Here is a 15,378-nt window from a genome sequence, read left to right on the forward strand (position 1 = left end):
CCTCGTCAGGGGCACCCCTCCACTCACACGTTCACACGCTCACTGAGGAACCGCGCTTCAGGCGTCGTAGTCCTCGTTGAAGCGGTCCTGCTCCTCCTGGCGCGTGCGCTCCGCGTCGTCCCGCTGCGGCTCGCGGCCGTGCGGCTGCTGGGCGCGCTGCTTGGCCTCCTCGGCCTTCTGCTTGCCCTTCTGCTGCATCTGCTGAGCCTGGTCCTGGAACTTGTCCTTCATACCCATGTGGGTTCACTCCCGTGGTGGGTGGGGGAAGGCCCTTGATCGGGCCTCGACCAGATTCACACGGCCGGACAAAGAACGCATTTCGATCAACTACGGTGCGTAGCGCGCGCCTCTTCGTCGGCCGCCCCGCCCGCTCCGACCAGGCCCGACCGCATGCCCGGCAACCTGGGCGCGAACCGGCGCATCTCGCGCTGCCCCACGCTCCCGATGAGGCCCGGCAGATACCCGCGCACCCCCTGCATCCCGCGCAGCCACCACTGCGCGTACACATGGCTGGACCGCCGCTCGATGCCGGCCACGATCCGGTCGACGGCGGGACCCAGCGGATAGGTCTTGTTCGACGGCCACGGCAGCCGCTGCCGCAACTCCCGCATCACCTCGTCCTGGTCCGCCCCGCGCACCATGTCCGTGTCGGTCCAGGACAGATACCCCACCCCGACCCGTACGCCCTGGTAGCCGACCTCGGCGCGCAGACTGTGCGCGTACGCCTCCACGCCCGACTTGGACGCGCAGTACGCGGTCATCATCGGGGCGGGCGTGATGGCGGCGAGGGACGCGATCTGGAGCAGATACCCGCGGCTCTCCGTCAGCACCGGCAGGAAGGCGCGGGCGGTCACCGCAGACCCGATCAGGTTGACCTCGATCACCCGCCGCCAGGCCTGCGGGTCGGAGTCGACGAACGGACCCCCGCTGGCGACCCCGGCGTTGGCGACGACGATGTCGACCTTCCCGAACCGCTCCTTGACCTCCTGCGCGACCCGGGTCATGGCCTCGTGGTCGGTCACGTCGGCGTACCAGTGCGCGCTCTCGCTGTGCAGCCGCTCCGACACCTGCTTGAGGGCGTCCGGCTCCAGTCCGACCAGCGCCACCTTGGCGCCGCGCGCGGACAGTTTGCGCGCGAGCAACTCCCCCACACCGCGCGCGGCTCCGGTGACGACCGCGACCTGCCCCTCGAGACTGACCCTGCTCATGCGCCCTCCTTGACGTCTACGTAAGCGGTGACGAGTGCCCGGATCTTCCCGGTGACCAGCTCGGGCGCCTCGACCGGCGTCATGTGGCCGAGCCCCGGCAGCTCGGTGAGACCGACACAGAACGGCAGCGCGGCGGCCAGCGAGCGAGCGTGCACCGGCGGTGTCAACCGGTCGGCCGTGCCCACGAGCACCTCCGTCGGCGCCGCCAACTCCCGCACTCCGTGGTCGAGGTCGAGCAGGTCGAGCACCTGCGACCAGGTGTACCTGACGTTGCGCGGGCACGCGTGCACGATCCGCGCGCACGCCTCGACCATGTGCGGCGCGGAACCGGCGCCCATCGTGCCGTACTTGAGGACGCGACGGGCGACGGGCGTGACCGGCCCGAGCGGCGCCCTGGACCCGAGGACGAGCCGGGTCAGCCGGGTCCGCAGCCGGCCGGCCCGGATCGGTACGAGGGTCGACTCGGCGACCAGCCGCGAACTGCCCGTGCTGCACAGCAGGACGGCCGCCGCGTGCGAGCGGAACACCGGCCGGTCGGCGGCGGCCAGCACGGTCATGCCGCCCATGGAGTGCCCGACGACGACCGCCCGTTCCCCGGACGCAAGGGTCGCCGCCAGTACGGCTTCCAGGTCGTCGGCGAGCTCCTGCGTACCGCACGCCTCGCTCGCCGGGCTGCGTCCGTGGCCACGCTGGTCGTAGGCGATCACCCGGTGGTCGACCGCCAGCTCGCGGATCTGGGCCGCCCAGAAGGCGGTGGAGCACGTCCAGCCGTGGGCCAGCACGACGGACGGGGCGCCCTCGGGGCCGTGGACCTCGACGTGGAGGCGGGCGCCGTCGGCGGAGACGGCGGTCAGTTCTGCGGCGGGGACGGGCGGGGCGTAGGGGCCGGACGCGACGGCCGTGAGGCGGCTCATGCGGCGGCCTCCGACTTCCCGGCGTCCTGCGACTTCCCGGCGGCTTCCGACTTCCCGGCGGCTTCCGACTTCCCGGCGGCTTTCGACTTCCCGGCCGCCGCCTCCGACGTGCCGGCGTCCCGCGACTTCCCGGCCCTGTGCGGGCCGCCGTCGGCCGGGGGTCGCAGCACCTCGTACTCCGCGAGGTCCACCTGCCGGGTCGCGCGCCGGAACTCGCTCGTCGTCCCCGGCCAGATGGTGGTGTTGCGGCCGCTCGCGTCCAGGTACCAGCTGGTGCAGCCGCCGGTGTTCCACACCGTGCGCTTCATGCGCTCCTGCACCCTGCGGTTCCAGGCGTGCACGGCGCTCGGTCGGGCGTCGAGGGCGGCACGGCCGCCGAGCACGTCCAACTGCCGTACGAAGTCGGCCAGATAGTTCAGCTGGGACTCGATCATCAGGATCATGGAGGAGTTCCCGAGGCCGGTGTTGGGCCCGATGATCGTCATCCAGTTGGGGAAGCCGGCCGCGGAGGCACCGCGCAGGGCCTCCATACCGCCCTTCCAGGTCTCGGCGAGGGTACGGCCGTCGGCGCCCACGACCCGTTCGGCGATGGGCATGTCGGTGACATGGAAGCCGGTGCCGAAGACGATCACGTCGGCCTCGGTCTCGGTGCCGTCGGCGGCGACCAGGGTGGAGCCGCGGACCTCGCGCAGCCCGCTCGCCACCACGTCCACATTGGGCCGGGCGAGGGCCGGGTAGTACTCGCTGGACAGCAGGATCCGCTTGCAGCCGATCCGGTAGTCCGGGGTCAGCTTGGCGCGCAGCGCCGGGTCCTTGATGGCGCGGGTCATGTTGCGCCGGGCCAGCTGCTCGACGAAGCCGAGCTCGTCGGGGTGCTTGGTGAAGGCCTGGACCTGGAGCTCCCGGATGCCCCACAGCAGTCCGCGGCGCAGCCGCGAGGTGAGCGGCACGGCCCGGTGCAGGGCCCGCTCGGCGCCGGTGATGGCCCGGTCGACGCGGGGCATGACCCACGGCGGGGTGCGCTGGAAGAGGGTGAGGCGGCCGACCTGCGGCTGGATGGCGGGCACGATCTGGATGGCGGACGCTCCCGTCCCCACCATCGCGACCCGCCGGCCGCGCAGATCGTGGTCGTGGTCCCAGCGGGCCGAGTGGAAGACCTTGCCGGGGAAGGAGTCCAGCCCCGGGATGTCCGGCATCCGCGGGTCGGACAGCGGTCCCGTCGCGGAGACGACGAGGTCGGCGGAGAGCCGCCCGCTCGCCGTCTCGATCTCCCAGCGCAGCTTCCGCGGATCCCAGGTCATCATCTTCACTTCGGAGTCGAAGCGGATGTGCGGCCGCAGGTGGAAGACGTCCGTCACATGCTCCAGGTAGGCGCGGATGTGCTCCTGCCCCGAGAAGGTCCGCGGCCAGTCCGGGTTGGGCGCGAAGGAGAACGAGTACAGGTGGGACGGGACGTCGCACGCGCACCCGGGATAACTGTTGTCCCGCCAGGTGCCGCCGACGCTGCCGGCCCGCTCCAGGACGACGAAGTCGGTGATCCCCTCGCGGCGCAGCCGCACGGCCGCCCCGAGCCCGCCGAACCCGGACCCGATCACCGCCACCCGTACGTGTTCGTGCTCGTGCTCGGCCATCCCGAAGCCTCCACGCATCGCCTTCGACTCTGCCAGTGAACACTGGCGCAATGGGGAGCGTAGAGGAGGGACGTACCGATCGGTAGGGGGCGGGAGCAGGACGTTGACATCAGCGGCCCCGCCGCGGGCACCGGCGGCACGACATAGGCTTCCGACGTGGCAGAAGACGGCGAACGACACGAGTACCGCATGGAGGAGCTGGCCGGACTGGCCGGCATCACCGTCCGCACCCTGCGCTTCTACCGCGAACGCAAACTGATACCGCCGCCCCGCCGCGAGGGCCGCATCGCCTGGTACGACGACCACCACCTGGCGCGCCTGCGCACCATCTCGGCGCTGCTGGAACGCGGCCACACCCTGAACGGCATCGCCGAACTCGCGGAGGCCTTCGACAACGGCCGCGACGTCGGCGAACTGCTCGGCCTCGACACCCCCACCGAGGAGGAGCCGGTCCGCCTCACCCCCGAGGAACTCGCCGCCCGCTTCGAGGGCGAGGTCACCCCGGAGAACTTCGCCGCCGCCCTCGACCTCGGCTACCTCGGCACCGACGGCGACGAGATCGTCCACATCAGCAGCCGCCTGCTGGACGTCTCCTCGGCCCTGGTCCGCGAGGGCATCCCGCTCGCCGAGGTCCTCGCGGCGGGCAAACAGGTCCGCGAACACGCCGACGCCCTCGCGGAACTCTTCAGAGACCTGGTCCTGCGCCACGCCCCCGAGGAGGACCTCCCCCGCCTGCGCCCCCTGGCCCGCAGCGTGGTGGAGGCGGAACTGTCACTCGCACTGGACCGACGACTGCGGAAGCAGGACTAGGGACCTCGGCAGGACCGGCGGGATCAGCAGGTCGGCGGATCAGCAGGACCGGCGGGATCAGCAGGACCGGAAGGACCGGCGAGGCGGGGACGGGGGCCGGTCCGCCGGACGGTTCCTACAGGTCGTAGACCACCGTCACCGGCGCGTGGTCCGACCACCGCTCGGCATGCGTGGCGGCCCGCTCGACGAAGCCCTTGACGACCTTCGCCGCGAGGCCGGGCGTCGAGAGCTGGTAGTCGATGCGCCAACCTGAATCATTGTCAAAGGCCCGCCCCCGGTACGACCACCACGAGTAAGGGCCGTCCACGTCCGGGTGCAGGGTCCGTACGACGTCGACGTAGCCGCCGTCCTCCGGGGCGAGGACCCGGCCGAGCCATTCGCGTTCCTCCGGCAGGAAGCCGGAGTTCTTCGTGTTGGAGCGCCAGTTCTTCAGGTCGGCCTGCTGGTGGGCGATGTTCCAGTCGCCGCAGACGACGACCTCGCGGCCGTCGGCGGCGGCCCGCGCGCGCAGTTGCCTCAGGTGGGTGAGGAACTCGTCCATGAAGCGGACCTTCTCGTCCTGCCGCTCCGTGCCGACCTCGCCGGAGGGCAGGTAGAGCGAGGCGACGGTGACGCCGGGCAGGTCGGCCTCGACGTACCGTCCGCCGCCGTCGAACTCGGCCGACCCGAAGCCGATCCGGACCGCGTCGGGCTCACGCCGGGTGTACAGGGAGACGCCCGCGCGCCCCTTGGCCGCGGCCGGCGCGTGCACGACGTGCCAGCCCTCCGGGGCTCGCACGTGCTCGGGCAGTTGTTGCGGCTCGGCGCGCACCTCCTGGAGGCAGAGCACGTCGGCGGAGGTGTCCGCCAGCCACTCCACGAAGCCCTTCTTGGCGGCGGCCCGCAGCCCGTTCACGTTCACGGTGGTCACAGTCAGCACCAGGGCACGATACCGGCACACTGGACGCAGTCCCTCTGTCGATGCTGCATACATGTACAGTGAGTCACATGAATATACGTTCCGTTCCCTTCGATCACCCCGACGCCGTGAAGCTCAACGACGAGGTCCAGGCCGAGTACCACGTGCGTTACGGCGACGGCGGCGACGCCACCCCCTTGAACGCCTCGGACTTCCAGCCACCGAACGGCGTGTACCTGATCGCGTACGACGAGGCCGACAGACCCCTCGCGACGGGCGGATGGCGCAGCCAGGACCGGAACGCCGAGGGCAACGAGGACGGCGACGCCGAACTCAAGCGCATGTTCGTCGTCGCGGACGCACGCGGTCTGGGTCTCGCCCGCCGGATCCTCGCCGCCCTGGAGGAGGACGCCCGCACGGCCGGCCGCGTCCGCATGGTCCTGGAGACCGGTACGAAGCAGCCCGAGGCCATCGCCCTCTACACCTCCAGCGGCTACGAGCCGTGCACGAAGTTCGGCCTCTACCGCTTCCACGAGGAGAGCCGCTGCTACGCCAAGGCGCTGTAGCCGGCGGGCGGATGCGGACTGCTCAACACACGAAAAATCCCGCCCAGTTCGATGAACTGGGCGGGATCTTCTGATGCGGTGGACCTGAGGGGATTCGAACCCCTGACCCCCTCGATGCGAACGAGGTGCGCTACCGGACTGCGCCACAGGCCCTTGCAACGAGTGAAACTCTAGCATCCCGATCGCGATGCTTGGAAATCCGTTCCCGGGCCTCCGAACGGAAGCCGATCAGGTAAGAGTTCGCAGGTGAGACGGGAAACACACACCGAGGCCGGTGGAGTGTCACTCGTTGGCGGCCCGCGGCCGTCCGCCGTCGTCGTACTGGTCGAAGAGCGGCGTGCGGCCCCGCTCGCGCGAGCGGCGGGCGGATGCCGCGCGGCGGGCGTCGCTGCGTCCGCCGGTGTCGCCCTTCTCCTCCGCCGGTCCGGTGTCGCCCGGTTCGGCGCCCGCGCCGGGGCCGTCGTCGGCCGCGTCCGCCGCGTCGGCCCCCGACTCCGGCTCCCGCGCGACGGAACTCGACCGCGCGGCACTCCACGCGTCCGGACCCGCGAGATCCACGTCGGACGTCGCCCGGGGCGCGACCGGCGCGGTCACGTACGTCGGCAGCGGTACCGGCACCGGATCCCAGCTCTCGCCGCGGCCCGGCCGACGCTGCCGCTCGCGCTGCTGGTCGACCCACTCCGCGTGGTCGGTCTGCTCGACGAGCGCGCGCCGGTCGGCGGCGAGCGCCGTCAGTCCGGGGTCGGCTTCCGCCTCGTACCCTTCCGCGGGTTCGTCGGCTTCCGTCTCGGCCCGCGCGCCGGCGTCCGCGGCCGCGCGTCGGCGCGGCTGGCGCGCCCGCTCCCGCAGGCGCTGTGCGGCGACCTCGGCGCGGCGCCGGTCCATGTGAAAGGCGAAGCGCCGGCGCTCCTGGGTGCGCAGGTAGGCGATGTAGGTGCTGAGCAGGACGGCGGGCACGCCGGGCGCCCACAGGAAGGCGACGCCTCCGACGGCGGCGACGATCGCGCCGAGCGTGAACGCGAGGAAGAGCATGACGGTCGTACGCCGTCGCCGGGCGAGTGCCTTCAAGCGCTTGGCGCGCGCGGCGGCGGCCTGCGCCGAGGGCGTGCGCCGGTCGTCGGGTACGCGCTTGCGCTCCGGCGCGCTGTGTGGTTCGGGCGCCGGGGCGGAGTGCTGTTTGCGCTCCGGCTCGCGTGTCTGCTCACGCGCCGGTTCGCGCATCGGTTCCATGCGCTCTGATCGGTCCGGTCGCTCGGATCGGTCCGGTCGCTCGGATCGCTCCGGTCGCTCCGGCCGCTCGGGGGCCTGTGCCGGTAGCACCGCCTGTGCCTGCGGGCGGGCCGGAGGCATGGCGAAGGCCCGGACGTCCACCGAATCGGTGACGGCGCCCGGAACGCCGGCTTCACGCTCCCCCTCCTCGGCGGAGCGCGCCCGCAGGTCCTTGGCGTATCGGCGCTCCATACCCGCCCGTCCGGACAGCAGCCGGATGGCGGTGCTGAAGCGTTCCGTCGGACGGGCCTCGTTCAGCTCGTCCTGCCTACGGAGCCACATAGGCACCAAGTAGGCGGCCCAGGCCCCGACAATGACTGCGTAGATGAGGCCGCTGCTGCTCACGCCTCACACGGTAGAGGGGTTTGTGTGAGGCCATCCGCCAATTGGGCCGGTGTGTCGCACGATCTGGCTGATATTTCGAGCTTTTTTTGTGACCGATGCGATCAGCAGCCCACCGGGGGAGCGAATTTAATGCCCGCAGGCGGTCACCAGCCGATCATTTTCGAACATTTATTCAATTTCCCGGGCCATGCGGGATTTCCTGGTCCCGGGGCGCGCTCTGCGGACGCGTGCGCCGCCAGCGACTCAACAGGCCCTCCGGCACTTCCTCCGCCGTGAGCGCGAAGACGAGGTGGTCGCGCCAGGCTCCGTCGATGTGGAGATAACGGGGTCTGAGCCCCTCCTCGCGGAATCCGAGTTTCTCCACCACCCGGCGGCTCGGCCTGTTCTCGGGCCGAATACAGACCTCGATGCGGTGCAGTCCGACGGTCCGGAAACAGTGGTCCACGACGAGCGCCACGGCGGTCGGCATCACCCCGCGGCCGGCCACCGACTCGTCCACCCAGTAGCCGACATGGCCCGAACACATCGAGCCCCAGGTGATTCCCGCGACCGTCAACTGCCCTACCAGACGCCCCTGGTACTCGATGACGAACGGCAGCATCCGGCCGGAGTGCGCCTCCGAACGCAGGTGCCGGACCATCTGGCGGTAGGTCGGCCGGTGCGCGATCGGCCCGCTGGGCGTGGGCGGCGGAATGGTCGCTTCCCAGGGGCGCAGCCAGTCCCGGTTGCGCCGGTTGACCTCGCGCCACATCCGCTGGTCGCGCACCTTTATCGGCCGGAGGACGACATCGCCGTCGACCAGCACGGCAGGCCAGGACGGGCTGTTCAGCTCGCACCCCCACTACTGGCACCGGGTCTGGAGTGGTCGCCGCCGCGGATCTGGTCGGCGGCGTGGACCAACAGGGGTTCCAGGACGGCCAGTCCGTCCTTGACCCCGCCGGTCGAACCCGGCAGGTTGACGATCAGTGTCCGTCCCGCCACCCCGGCCAGGCCCCGGGAGAGCGCCGCGGTCGGCACCTTCTCCCGGCCGAACGCCCGGATGGCCTCGGCGATGCCCGGCACCTCGTGGTCGATCACCCGGCGGGTCGCCTCGGGGGTGCGGTCGGTGGGCGAGATGCCGGTTCCGCCGGTGGTGACGACGACGTCGTACCCGGCCTCCACGGCGGCGCGCAGGGCGGCCTCGACCGGATCGCCGTCAGGGACCACTCGCGGCCCGTCCACGGCGAACCCGAGGCCCTTCAGGCCGTCGGCGACCAGCGGACCGCCCCTGTCCTCGTAGACACCCGCGGCGGCCCGGTTGGAGGCGGTCACGACGAGCGCGCGGTACGTCGCGCCGCTCATGTCCGGCTCCAGTCGCCCGACTTGCCGCCCGTCTTCTCCTCGACCCGTACGTCCGTGATGACCGCTCCCTTGTCGACCGCCTTGACCATGTCGATCACGGTGAGCGCGGCGACGGAGACCGCGGTGAGGGCCTCCATCTCGACGCCCGTGCGGTCCGTCGTGCGCACCGTGGCCAGGATCTCCACGGCGTCGTCCGCGACCGACAGATCCAGTTTCACACCGGACACCGACAACGGGTGGCACAGCGGGATCAGCTCGGGGGTGCGCTTGGCGCCCATGATGCCCGCGATCCGCGCGGTGGCCAGGGCGTCACCCTTGGGCATCCCCTCGCCGCGCAGCAGCTCGACCACACGGGGCGAGACGAGGACGCGGCCGCTGGCACGGGCGGTACGCGCGCTCACGTCCTTGTCGGACACGTCGACCATGCGGGCGGCGCCCGCGTCGTCGAGGTGCGTCAGTCGGTCCTGCACAGGTCCGGGGGTCTCCCCCCGGGAAGGCACGGTCATGGTGTGTGGCGCTCCCGGTCCGGGCCCGTCGCGGTGCGGCGCACGGACCTGTTGTGCGCGACACGCTACCGCCAAGCCGAGACGCGCCACGGGGCAGGACCGTCCGGCGAACGTGTACGCGCGCGGGCTCAGCCGAGCAGGACGACCTCGACCTCGGTGCCGGGCTCGACGGACGTCACGTCCTCGGGGACGACGATCAGCGCGTCGGCGTGCGCGAGGGCGGCGACCAGGTGGGATCCGGCACCCCCGACCGGCTGGACGGCGCCGTCGGCGTAGGTGCCGCGCAGGAACTGCCGGCGGCCCTCCGGCGAGGTCAGCGCCTTGTCCGCGGTGAGCGTCGCGCGCGTGGTGGGCCGGTGGACGTCCTCGAGGCCCATGAGGGCGCGGATGGCCGGCCGGACGAACAGCTCGAAGGAGACGTACGACGACACCGGGTTGCCGGGCAGTGCCAGCAGCGGGGTGTGGTCGGGGCCGATGGAGCCGAAGCCCTGCGGCTTGCCGGGCTGCATGGCGAGCTTACGGAACTCGATGCCGCTGCCCTCCTCGTCCTCGTCCCCGACGTGCGACAGGGCCTCCTTGACGACGTCGTACGCGCCCACGCTGACGCCGCCCGTGGTGACCATGAGGTCGGCGCGGACGAGCTGGTCCTCGATGGTGGACCGGAGGGTCTCGGCGTCATCGGCGACGGCGCCCACCCGGTAGGCGATGGCGCCGGCGTCGCGGGCGGCCGCGGTGAGGGCGAAGCTGTTGGAGTCGTGGATCTGGCCGCTGCCAAGCTCCTCGCCGGGCTGGACGAGCTCGCTGCCGGTGGACATCACGACCACGCGCGGGCGGGGGCGCACCCGGACCGTGCCGCGGCCGATCGCGGCGAGCAGGGCGATCTGCGGCGGCCCCAGGACGGTGCCGGCCTCCAGGGCACGGTCACCCGCCCGCACGTCGCTGCCCTTGGCCCGCACGTGCGCGCGGGCCTCGGCGGGCCGGTGCACGCGCACGTGCCCTGAGGCGGCCTGGGGTACGAGGCTGCGCGCGGGCATCGCGTCGACGGGGCCCTCGCCGAGTCCGCCGTCGGTCCACTCCACGGGGACGACGGTCTCGGCGCCGGGCGGCAGCGGGGCGCCCGTCATGATGCGGGCGGCCTGGCCGGGGCCGACGTGCAGCAGGTCGGCCTGACCCGCCGCGACGTCCCCGACGACGTCCAGGACGGCCGGGAACTCCTCGCTCGCGCCGGCGACATCCGCGACCCGCACCGCGTAACCGTCCATGGAGCTGTTGTCGAACGGCGGCAGCGACAGCGGCACCGTGACGTCCTCGACCAGGACGCAGCCCTGGGCGTCGAGGAGTTGCAGCTCGATGGGTTCCAGGGGGCGGACGGTGGCGAGGATGTCCGCCAGGTGCTCGTCCACCGACCAGAGGGGGGCCTGGCCGGTGGTGCGGGGCGCGGCGCTGCTCAAGGTTGCTGCATCTCCTCGGTGACGTAACTGCGAAGCCAGGTCCGGAAGTCCGGGCCCAGGTCTTCACGTTCGCACGCGAGTCGGACAATGGCACGCAGGTAGTCGCCGCGGTCGCCGGTGTCATAGCGGCGGCCCTTGAAGACCACGCCGTGCACCGGTCCGCCGACCTTCTCGTCCTGCGCCAGCTGCTGGAGGGCGTCGGTGAGCTGGATCTCGCCGCCGCGGCCCGGCTCGGTCATGCGCAGGATGTCGAAGATGTGCGGGTCGAGGACGTAGCGGCCGATGACCGCGTAGTTCGACGGGGCGTCCACCGGGTCCGGCTTCTCGACCAGGCCGGTCACCCGGACGACGTCGCCGTCCTCGGTGGCCTCGACGGCCGCGGAGCCGTAGAGGTGGATCTGCTCGGGGGCGACCTCCATGAGCGCGATGACGCTGCCGCCGCGCTGCTCCTGGACCTCGACCATGCGCTGGAGCAGCGGGTCGCGGGGGTCGATGAGGTCGTCGCCGAGCAGGACCGCGAAGGGCTCGTGGCCGACGTGCGGGGCCGCGCACAGGACCGCGTGGCCGAGGCCCCTGGGGTCGCCCTGTCGCACGTAGTGCATGGTCGCGAGGTCACTGGACTCCTGGACCTTGGCGAGCCTGCTGGCGTCGCCCTTCTTCTGGAGGGCGGACTCCAGCTCGTAGTTGCGGTCGAAGTGGTCCTCGAGCGGGCGCTTGTTGCGGCCCGTGATCATGAGGACGTCGTCCAGACCGGCGGAGACGGCCTCCTCGACCACGTACTGGATCGCCGGCTTGTCGACGACCGGCAGCATCTCCTTGGGAGTGGCCTTGGTGGCCGGCAGGAACCGGGTACCGAGGCCCGCCGCGGGGATGACAGCCTTGCTGATCCTGGGGTGCGACTGGGTCATGGCCGACACCTTATCCGGTGTCTTTGCAGCGAATCTGAGGCTCCGGTTAATTCATGCTCATATGAGCATATTGCAACGATTACGGGAGCATCGGATGAGTCACGGCAGGTCTCCGGCCGAGTCTGACAAGCGAATGTTGCGGCGAGAGTTCCTCCAGGTGAGAAGCAGGTTGACGGAGGATGCCGTGCAGGCGGCGGGGGTCGCCCTCGCGGACCGCGCGCTGGAGCTGCCCGAGCTGGCCCGGGCGCGCACGGTGGCCGCGTACCTCTCGGTGGGGAGCGAGCCCTCGACACCGGCGCTTCTGGACGCGCTGCGCGCGCGGGGGGTACGGGTGCTGCTCCCGGCGCTGCTGCCCGACAACGATCTGGACTGGGGCGGCTACGCCGGTGCGCAATCCCTCGCGCGCGTGCGGCACGGCGGGAAGATGGCGCTGCTCGAACCCACGGGCGAGCGGCTGGGTCCGCAGGCCGTGGCGAGCGCCGACGTGGTGCTCCTGCCGGGGCTCGCCGTCGACACGCGCGGCATGCGCCTGGGACGCGGCGGGGGCTCGTACGACCGGGTGCTCGCCCGGCTGGAGCGCTCGGGCGCGCACCCCGCCCTCGTGGTGCTTCTCTACGACCGCGAGGTGGTCGCGCACGTTCCGGAAGAGGCGCACGACCGGCCGGTCCACGCGGTGGTGACACCGTCGGCCGTGCGCCGCTTCGGGAACGTCTGACTCACGGTTTCAGCACCAGGGTGTCGCTCGTGCTGTCGTCGACCACCTTGCCCGAGAACGACCAGGGCAGCAGCTCGCCGGCGGCCCACTTGTCCGTCTGGTCGGTGTAGTGCGCGCTGTAGGCGTGCCCGGAGGCGCCGGTGAGGTTGATCCACTTCGACTTGTCGAGGTCGTCGAGGTTGACCACCATCCGCATCGACGGCACCCACACGACGCCGTAGCCGCCGGCCGCGTTCCATCCGGTCGCGTCGACCGTCGCCTCGCCGCCGCCGAGCTCCCAGGGGCCGCGGTTGAGGGCGTACTGGAGGAAGCCGGGGCCCGCGGTGCCCAGGGTCTGGTTCTTCAGGAACAGGCGGTGCAGCCGGCCCCAGCTCCAGGTGTCGATGTCCTTGCCGAGCTTGGCGGTCAGCTCCCAGCGGGCGTCGATCATCGCGCGCTTGAACAGCCCGTCGCGGTCGTGGGCCGGGGGGCGCGTGCCCGACGCGGGCGTCGTCCACCAGTCGCTGTTCTCGTCGTCCATCAGCTTGCGCACCACCTCGAACCAGCGGTCGCCGCCGTCCGGCTGCGCCTGGTCGGCGGCGCGCTGGCCGCACTCGCGCACCTTCGTGGTGGCGTCCGCGGGACCGGTGGTGTTGACCGGGTCGACGTACAGGCACTGGCCCTCGACCCGCAGCTCCTTGGGCAGCTTGTTGCCGAAGGCGAGCTTGAGGATGTTGCGCCAGACCGAGTTGAAGTAGGCGGCGGCCGCCGAGTCGGCGTCCTGGGTGTAGTCCCAGCCCGCGAGGAGCTTCTGCGCCTGGCGGACGTCCGGGTCGTCGATGTCGATCTTGAGCAGTGTCGGGACGAGCCAGCCGGCGATCTCGCTGAAGTTGTCCATCTGCATCTGGCGCATGTCGTCGGTGGAGATCTTGCCGCCACCGTCGATCTTCTGCTTGATCAGGCTGGTGATCCGCTGGCTGCGGGTGCCGTAGCCCCAGTCCGTGGTGAGCGTGTAGGGGTACTTGTCCTTGTCGATCACGGCCTGGTTGGCGGTGACGATGTAGCCGCGCTTCGGGTCGTACTCGTAGGGCAGCTTGTCGAAGTCGATGTAGCCGGTCCACCGGTAGCTGGAGTTCCAGCCAGGCGCCGGGATCGAACCGTCGCCCTTCGCGCGCGTGGGGATCTTTCCGGGCAGCGTGTAGCCGATGTGGCCCGCGGTGTCGGCGTAGACGAGGTTCTGCGAGGGGACGTCGAACTTCTGGGCGGCGGCCCGGAAGTCGCTCCAGTCGGCCGCCTTGTCCATCGCGAAGACGGCGTCCATGGAGGTGCCCGGTTCGAGGGCGGTCCACTTCAGGGCGATGCCGTAGCCGTCGCCCCGGTCGGGCGCCGCGGTGGTCACGGTGGCCTTCTTGCCGACCTTGACGAGCTCGTCGTCGCGGTCGGACAGCAGGGGTCCGTTGTTGGTCTTCCGCACGACGATCTTCTTGGACTCGCCACCGGCGACCTCGATGGTCTCCTCGCGGGTCTCGAAGGCCTTCTCCTTGCCGTTGTACAGATAGCCGTCGCCGGTGAGCTTCTCCAGGTAGAGGTCGGTGACGTCGACACCGGAGTTGGTCATGCCCCAGGCGATGTTCCCGTTGTGGCCGATGACCACGCCGGGCATGCCCGCGAAGGTGTAGCCGGTGACGTCGTACTGGCACTTGCTGGAGACCGCGCGGCAGTGCAGGCCCATCTGGTACCAGACGGACGGCAGCGCGGCCGACAGGTGCGGGTCGTTGGCCAGCAGCGGCTTGCCGGTGATGGTGTGGGCGCCGGAGACGACCCAGGAGTTGGAGCCGATGCCGTTGCCGTTCACGCCGACGGCCGTGGGGAGGTCGTCCAGGACGTCGTAGAGGCCCGAGAGCTGGCCCTCCAGGGCCGTACCGGCCGTGGAGGCGGAATCGCCCGTGCCGCTCGGGTCCGTGCCGCCCGAGCCGCTCGTGGCGCCGTCCTCACCGAAGGTGCCGGCCAGCTCGTCGTACTGGCTCTCCTGCACGATGGCCTGGTTCCGGCCGTACGGGTACTCCGGGTACAGGGCGGCGATCTGCTGGGCGTCGAGGCGGCTGGTCATCAGCGCGCGGTCGATCTCGTCCTGCATGTTGCCGCGCAGGTCCCAGGCCATCGCCTTCAGCCAGGAGACCGAGTCGACCGGGGTCCACTGCGCTGGCTTGTAGTCGTTGGTGAAGCCCAGCGCCGCGTACTCCAGGGAGAGGTCCTTGCCGTCCTTGCCCGCGAGGTAGGCGTTGACTCCCTTGGCGTACGCCTGGAGGTACTTCTTCGTGGAGGGCGACAGCTTCGTGTCGTACTCCACCTTGGCGACCCGGTCCCAGCCCAGGGTGCGCAGGAACTCGTCGTTCTCGACCTGGTCCTTGCCGAACATCTCCGACAGACGGCCGGAGGTCATGTGCCGACGCACGTCCATCTCGTAGAACCGGTCCTGCGCCTGGACGTAGCCCTGCGCCATGAACAGGTCCTCGTCGGAGGAGGCGTAGACCTGCGGGATGCCGTAGCCGTCCCGCTTGACGTCGACGGGCCCCGAGAGGCCCTGGAGGGTTATCGATCCCGTGGTCTGCGGGAAGGAGGCCCGGACGGTGCTGATGGACCAGTACGCCCCGTAGGCCACGCCTCCGATGATGGCCAGCACGAGCACGAGCACGAGGAGGCGGCCTTTGCGCCCCTTCTTCCTGCCGGACTTGCCAGGCTTGTCACCCGTTGTGGCGGTGGTGTTGGGGGGCATCGCTGTCCTTGCTGTCCTAACGCGAGCGGCAGGCGGTCCTGGAGTGCTGGAGCAACCATAG

15 protein-coding genes and 1 tRNA gene are annotated in these 15,378 nt (G+C 71.1%); 3 read left to right on the top strand and 13 right to left on the bottom strand.

The features are described 5' to 3' along the window. Positions 1–57 precede the first annotated feature (57 nt). The 4 genes from ACFV0T_RS13595 to ACFV0T_RS13610 all read right to left on the bottom strand — a co-directional run bounded on the left by ACFV0T_RS13595 (position 58) and on the right by ACFV0T_RS13610 (position 3,753). On the bottom strand, positions 58–237 hold the full coding sequence (locus ACFV0T_RS13595) for a hypothetical protein (RefSeq protein WP_385777909.1): 180 nt from the start codon (positions 235–237) through the stop codon (positions 58–60). A gap of 86 nt (positions 238–323) precedes the next feature. Beyond that, positions 324–1,208 (bottom strand): SDR family oxidoreductase, encoded by an 885-nt coding sequence (locus ACFV0T_RS13600; protein WP_385777911.1) that lies wholly within the window; start codon positions 1,206–1,208, stop codon positions 324–326. Continuing rightward, the gene (locus ACFV0T_RS13605; RefSeq protein WP_385777913.1) at positions 1,205–2,122 is read right to left on the bottom strand and encodes an alpha/beta fold hydrolase; all 918 of its coding nucleotides are present in this window, start codon (positions 2,120–2,122) and stop codon (positions 1,205–1,207) included. Before ACFV0T_RS13605 ends, ACFV0T_RS13600 begins: the two co-directional genes overlap by 4 nt. Then, positions 2,119–3,753: a flavin-containing monooxygenase gene (locus tag ACFV0T_RS13610; RefSeq protein WP_385777915.1), complete on the bottom strand. Its 1,635-nt coding sequence runs from the start codon at positions 3,751–3,753 to the stop codon at positions 2,119–2,121. The genes ACFV0T_RS13605 and ACFV0T_RS13610 overlap by 4 nt, the downstream gene beginning before the upstream one ends. A 189-nt stretch (positions 3,754–3,942) precedes the next feature. Here ACFV0T_RS13610 and ACFV0T_RS13615 point away from each other — a divergent pair, with 189 nt between their 5' ends. Continuing rightward, entirely contained in the window at positions 3,943–4,563 is a 621-nt protein-coding gene (locus ACFV0T_RS13615; RefSeq protein WP_385778091.1) for a MerR family transcriptional regulator, read from the top strand. Between the two features lie 115 nt (positions 4,564–4,678). On the opposite strand, the gene ACFV0T_RS13620 is transcribed toward ACFV0T_RS13615, so the two are convergent. Then, positions 4,679–5,482, bottom strand: coding sequence for an exodeoxyribonuclease III (locus ACFV0T_RS13620; protein WP_385777917.1), 804 nt, complete (start codon positions 5,480–5,482; stop codon positions 4,679–4,681). 68 nt (positions 5,483–5,550) lie between these two features. Between ACFV0T_RS13620 and ACFV0T_RS13625 the strand changes: the two genes are divergently transcribed. Continuing rightward, the gene (locus ACFV0T_RS13625; RefSeq protein ID WP_385777919.1) at positions 5,551–6,027 is read left to right on the top strand and encodes a GNAT family N-acetyltransferase; all 477 of its coding nucleotides are present in this window, start codon (positions 5,551–5,553) and stop codon (positions 6,025–6,027) included. 79 nt (positions 6,028–6,106) lie between these two features. Here the strand turns inward: ACFV0T_RS13625 and ACFV0T_RS13630 are convergent. The 7 genes from ACFV0T_RS13630 to galU form a co-directional block, all read right to left on the bottom strand. Then, positions 6,107–6,180 (bottom strand) — tRNA-Ala (locus tag ACFV0T_RS13630). 129 nt (positions 6,181–6,309) lie between these two features. Beyond that, on the bottom strand, positions 6,310–7,641 hold the full coding sequence (glpR, locus tag ACFV0T_RS13635) for a gephyrin-like molybdotransferase receptor GlpR (protein WP_385777921.1): 1,332 nt from the start codon (positions 7,639–7,641) through the stop codon (positions 6,310–6,312). 172 nt (positions 7,642–7,813) lie between these two features. Further along, a complete protein-coding gene (locus ACFV0T_RS13640; RefSeq protein WP_385777923.1) occupies positions 7,814–8,446 on the bottom strand; it encodes a GNAT family N-acetyltransferase in 633 nt (210 codons plus the stop codon). A gap of 20 nt (positions 8,447–8,466) precedes the next feature. Beyond that, on the bottom strand, positions 8,467–8,982 hold the full coding sequence (locus ACFV0T_RS13645; protein WP_385777925.1) for a molybdenum cofactor biosynthesis protein B: 516 nt from the start codon (positions 8,980–8,982) through the stop codon (positions 8,467–8,469). Continuing rightward, positions 8,979–9,488, bottom strand: a complete 510-nt coding sequence (gene moaC / locus ACFV0T_RS13650; protein WP_385777927.1) for a cyclic pyranopterin monophosphate synthase MoaC — start codon at positions 9,486–9,488, stop codon at positions 8,979–8,981. The genes ACFV0T_RS13645 and moaC overlap by 4 nt, the downstream gene beginning before the upstream one ends. Before the next feature lie 128 nt (positions 9,489–9,616). Next, positions 9,617–10,939 (bottom strand): gephyrin-like molybdotransferase Glp, encoded by a 1,323-nt coding sequence (gene glp / locus ACFV0T_RS13655; RefSeq protein WP_385777929.1) that lies wholly within the window; start codon positions 10,937–10,939, stop codon positions 9,617–9,619. Continuing rightward, positions 10,936–11,847, bottom strand: a complete 912-nt coding sequence (gene galU / locus ACFV0T_RS13660; RefSeq protein WP_385777931.1) for a UTP--glucose-1-phosphate uridylyltransferase GalU — start codon at positions 11,845–11,847, stop codon at positions 10,936–10,938. The genes glp and galU overlap by 4 nt, the downstream gene beginning before the upstream one ends. Before the next feature lie 94 nt (positions 11,848–11,941). On the opposite strand from galU, the gene ACFV0T_RS13665 reads away from it, so the two are divergent. After that, positions 11,942–12,562 carry a 5-formyltetrahydrofolate cyclo-ligase gene (locus ACFV0T_RS13665; protein ID WP_385777933.1) on the top strand — a complete coding sequence of 207 codons (621 nt, stop codon included), beginning with the start codon at positions 11,942–11,944 and terminating at the stop codon, positions 12,560–12,562. 1 nt (position 12,563) lies between these two features. Here the strand turns inward: ACFV0T_RS13665 and ACFV0T_RS13670 are convergent, their stop codons facing one another. After that, positions 12,564–15,317, bottom strand: coding sequence for a penicillin acylase family protein (locus ACFV0T_RS13670; RefSeq protein ID WP_385777935.1), 2,754 nt, complete (start codon positions 15,315–15,317; stop codon positions 12,564–12,566). Positions 15,318–15,378 lie beyond the last annotated feature (61 nt).

Source organism: Streptomyces sp. NPDC059582 (assembly GCF_042735715.1).
Taxonomy (GTDB): domain Bacteria; phylum Actinomycetota; class Actinomycetes; order Streptomycetales; family Streptomycetaceae; genus Streptomyces.

Excerpts from the sequence above, each read along its gene's own strand:
- ACFV0T_RS13625 (WP_385777919.1), top strand. The coding sequence starts at position 5,551 with ATGAATATACGTTCCGTTCCCTTCGATCACCCCGACGCCGTGAAGCTC.
- ACFV0T_RS13665 (WP_385777933.1), top strand. The coding sequence starts at position 11,942 with ATGAGTCACGGCAGGTCTCCGGCCGAGTCTGACAAGCGAATGTTGCGG.
- ACFV0T_RS13615 (WP_385778091.1), top strand. The coding sequence starts at position 3,943 with ATGGAGGAGCTGGCCGGACTGGCCGGCATCACCGTCCGCACCCTGCGC.
- ACFV0T_RS13600 (WP_385777911.1), bottom strand. The coding sequence starts at position 1,208 with ATGAGCAGGGTCAGTCTCGAGGGGCAGGTCGCGGTCGTCACCGGAGCC.
- ACFV0T_RS13670 (WP_385777935.1), bottom strand. The coding sequence starts at position 15,317 with ATGCCCCCCAACACCACCGCCACAACGGGTGACAAGCCTGGCAAGTCC.
- ACFV0T_RS13645 (WP_385777925.1), bottom strand. The coding sequence starts at position 8,982 with ATGAGCGGCGCGACGTACCGCGCGCTCGTCGTGACCGCCTCCAACCGG.
- ACFV0T_RS13595 (WP_385777909.1), bottom strand. The coding sequence starts at position 237 with ATGGGTATGAAGGACAAGTTCCAGGACCAGGCTCAGCAGATGCAGCAG.
- ACFV0T_RS13610 (WP_385777915.1), bottom strand. The coding sequence starts at position 3,753 with ATGGCCGAGCACGAGCACGAACACGTACGGGTGGCGGTGATCGGGTCC.
- ACFV0T_RS13605 (WP_385777913.1), bottom strand. The coding sequence starts at position 2,122 with ATGAGCCGCCTCACGGCCGTCGCGTCCGGCCCCTACGCCCCGCCCGTC.
- moaC (WP_385777927.1), bottom strand. The coding sequence starts at position 9,488 with ATGACCGTGCCTTCCCGGGGGGAGACCCCCGGACCTGTGCAGGACCGA.
- galU (WP_385777931.1), bottom strand. The coding sequence starts at position 11,847 with ATGACCCAGTCGCACCCCAGGATCAGCAAGGCTGTCATCCCCGCGGCG.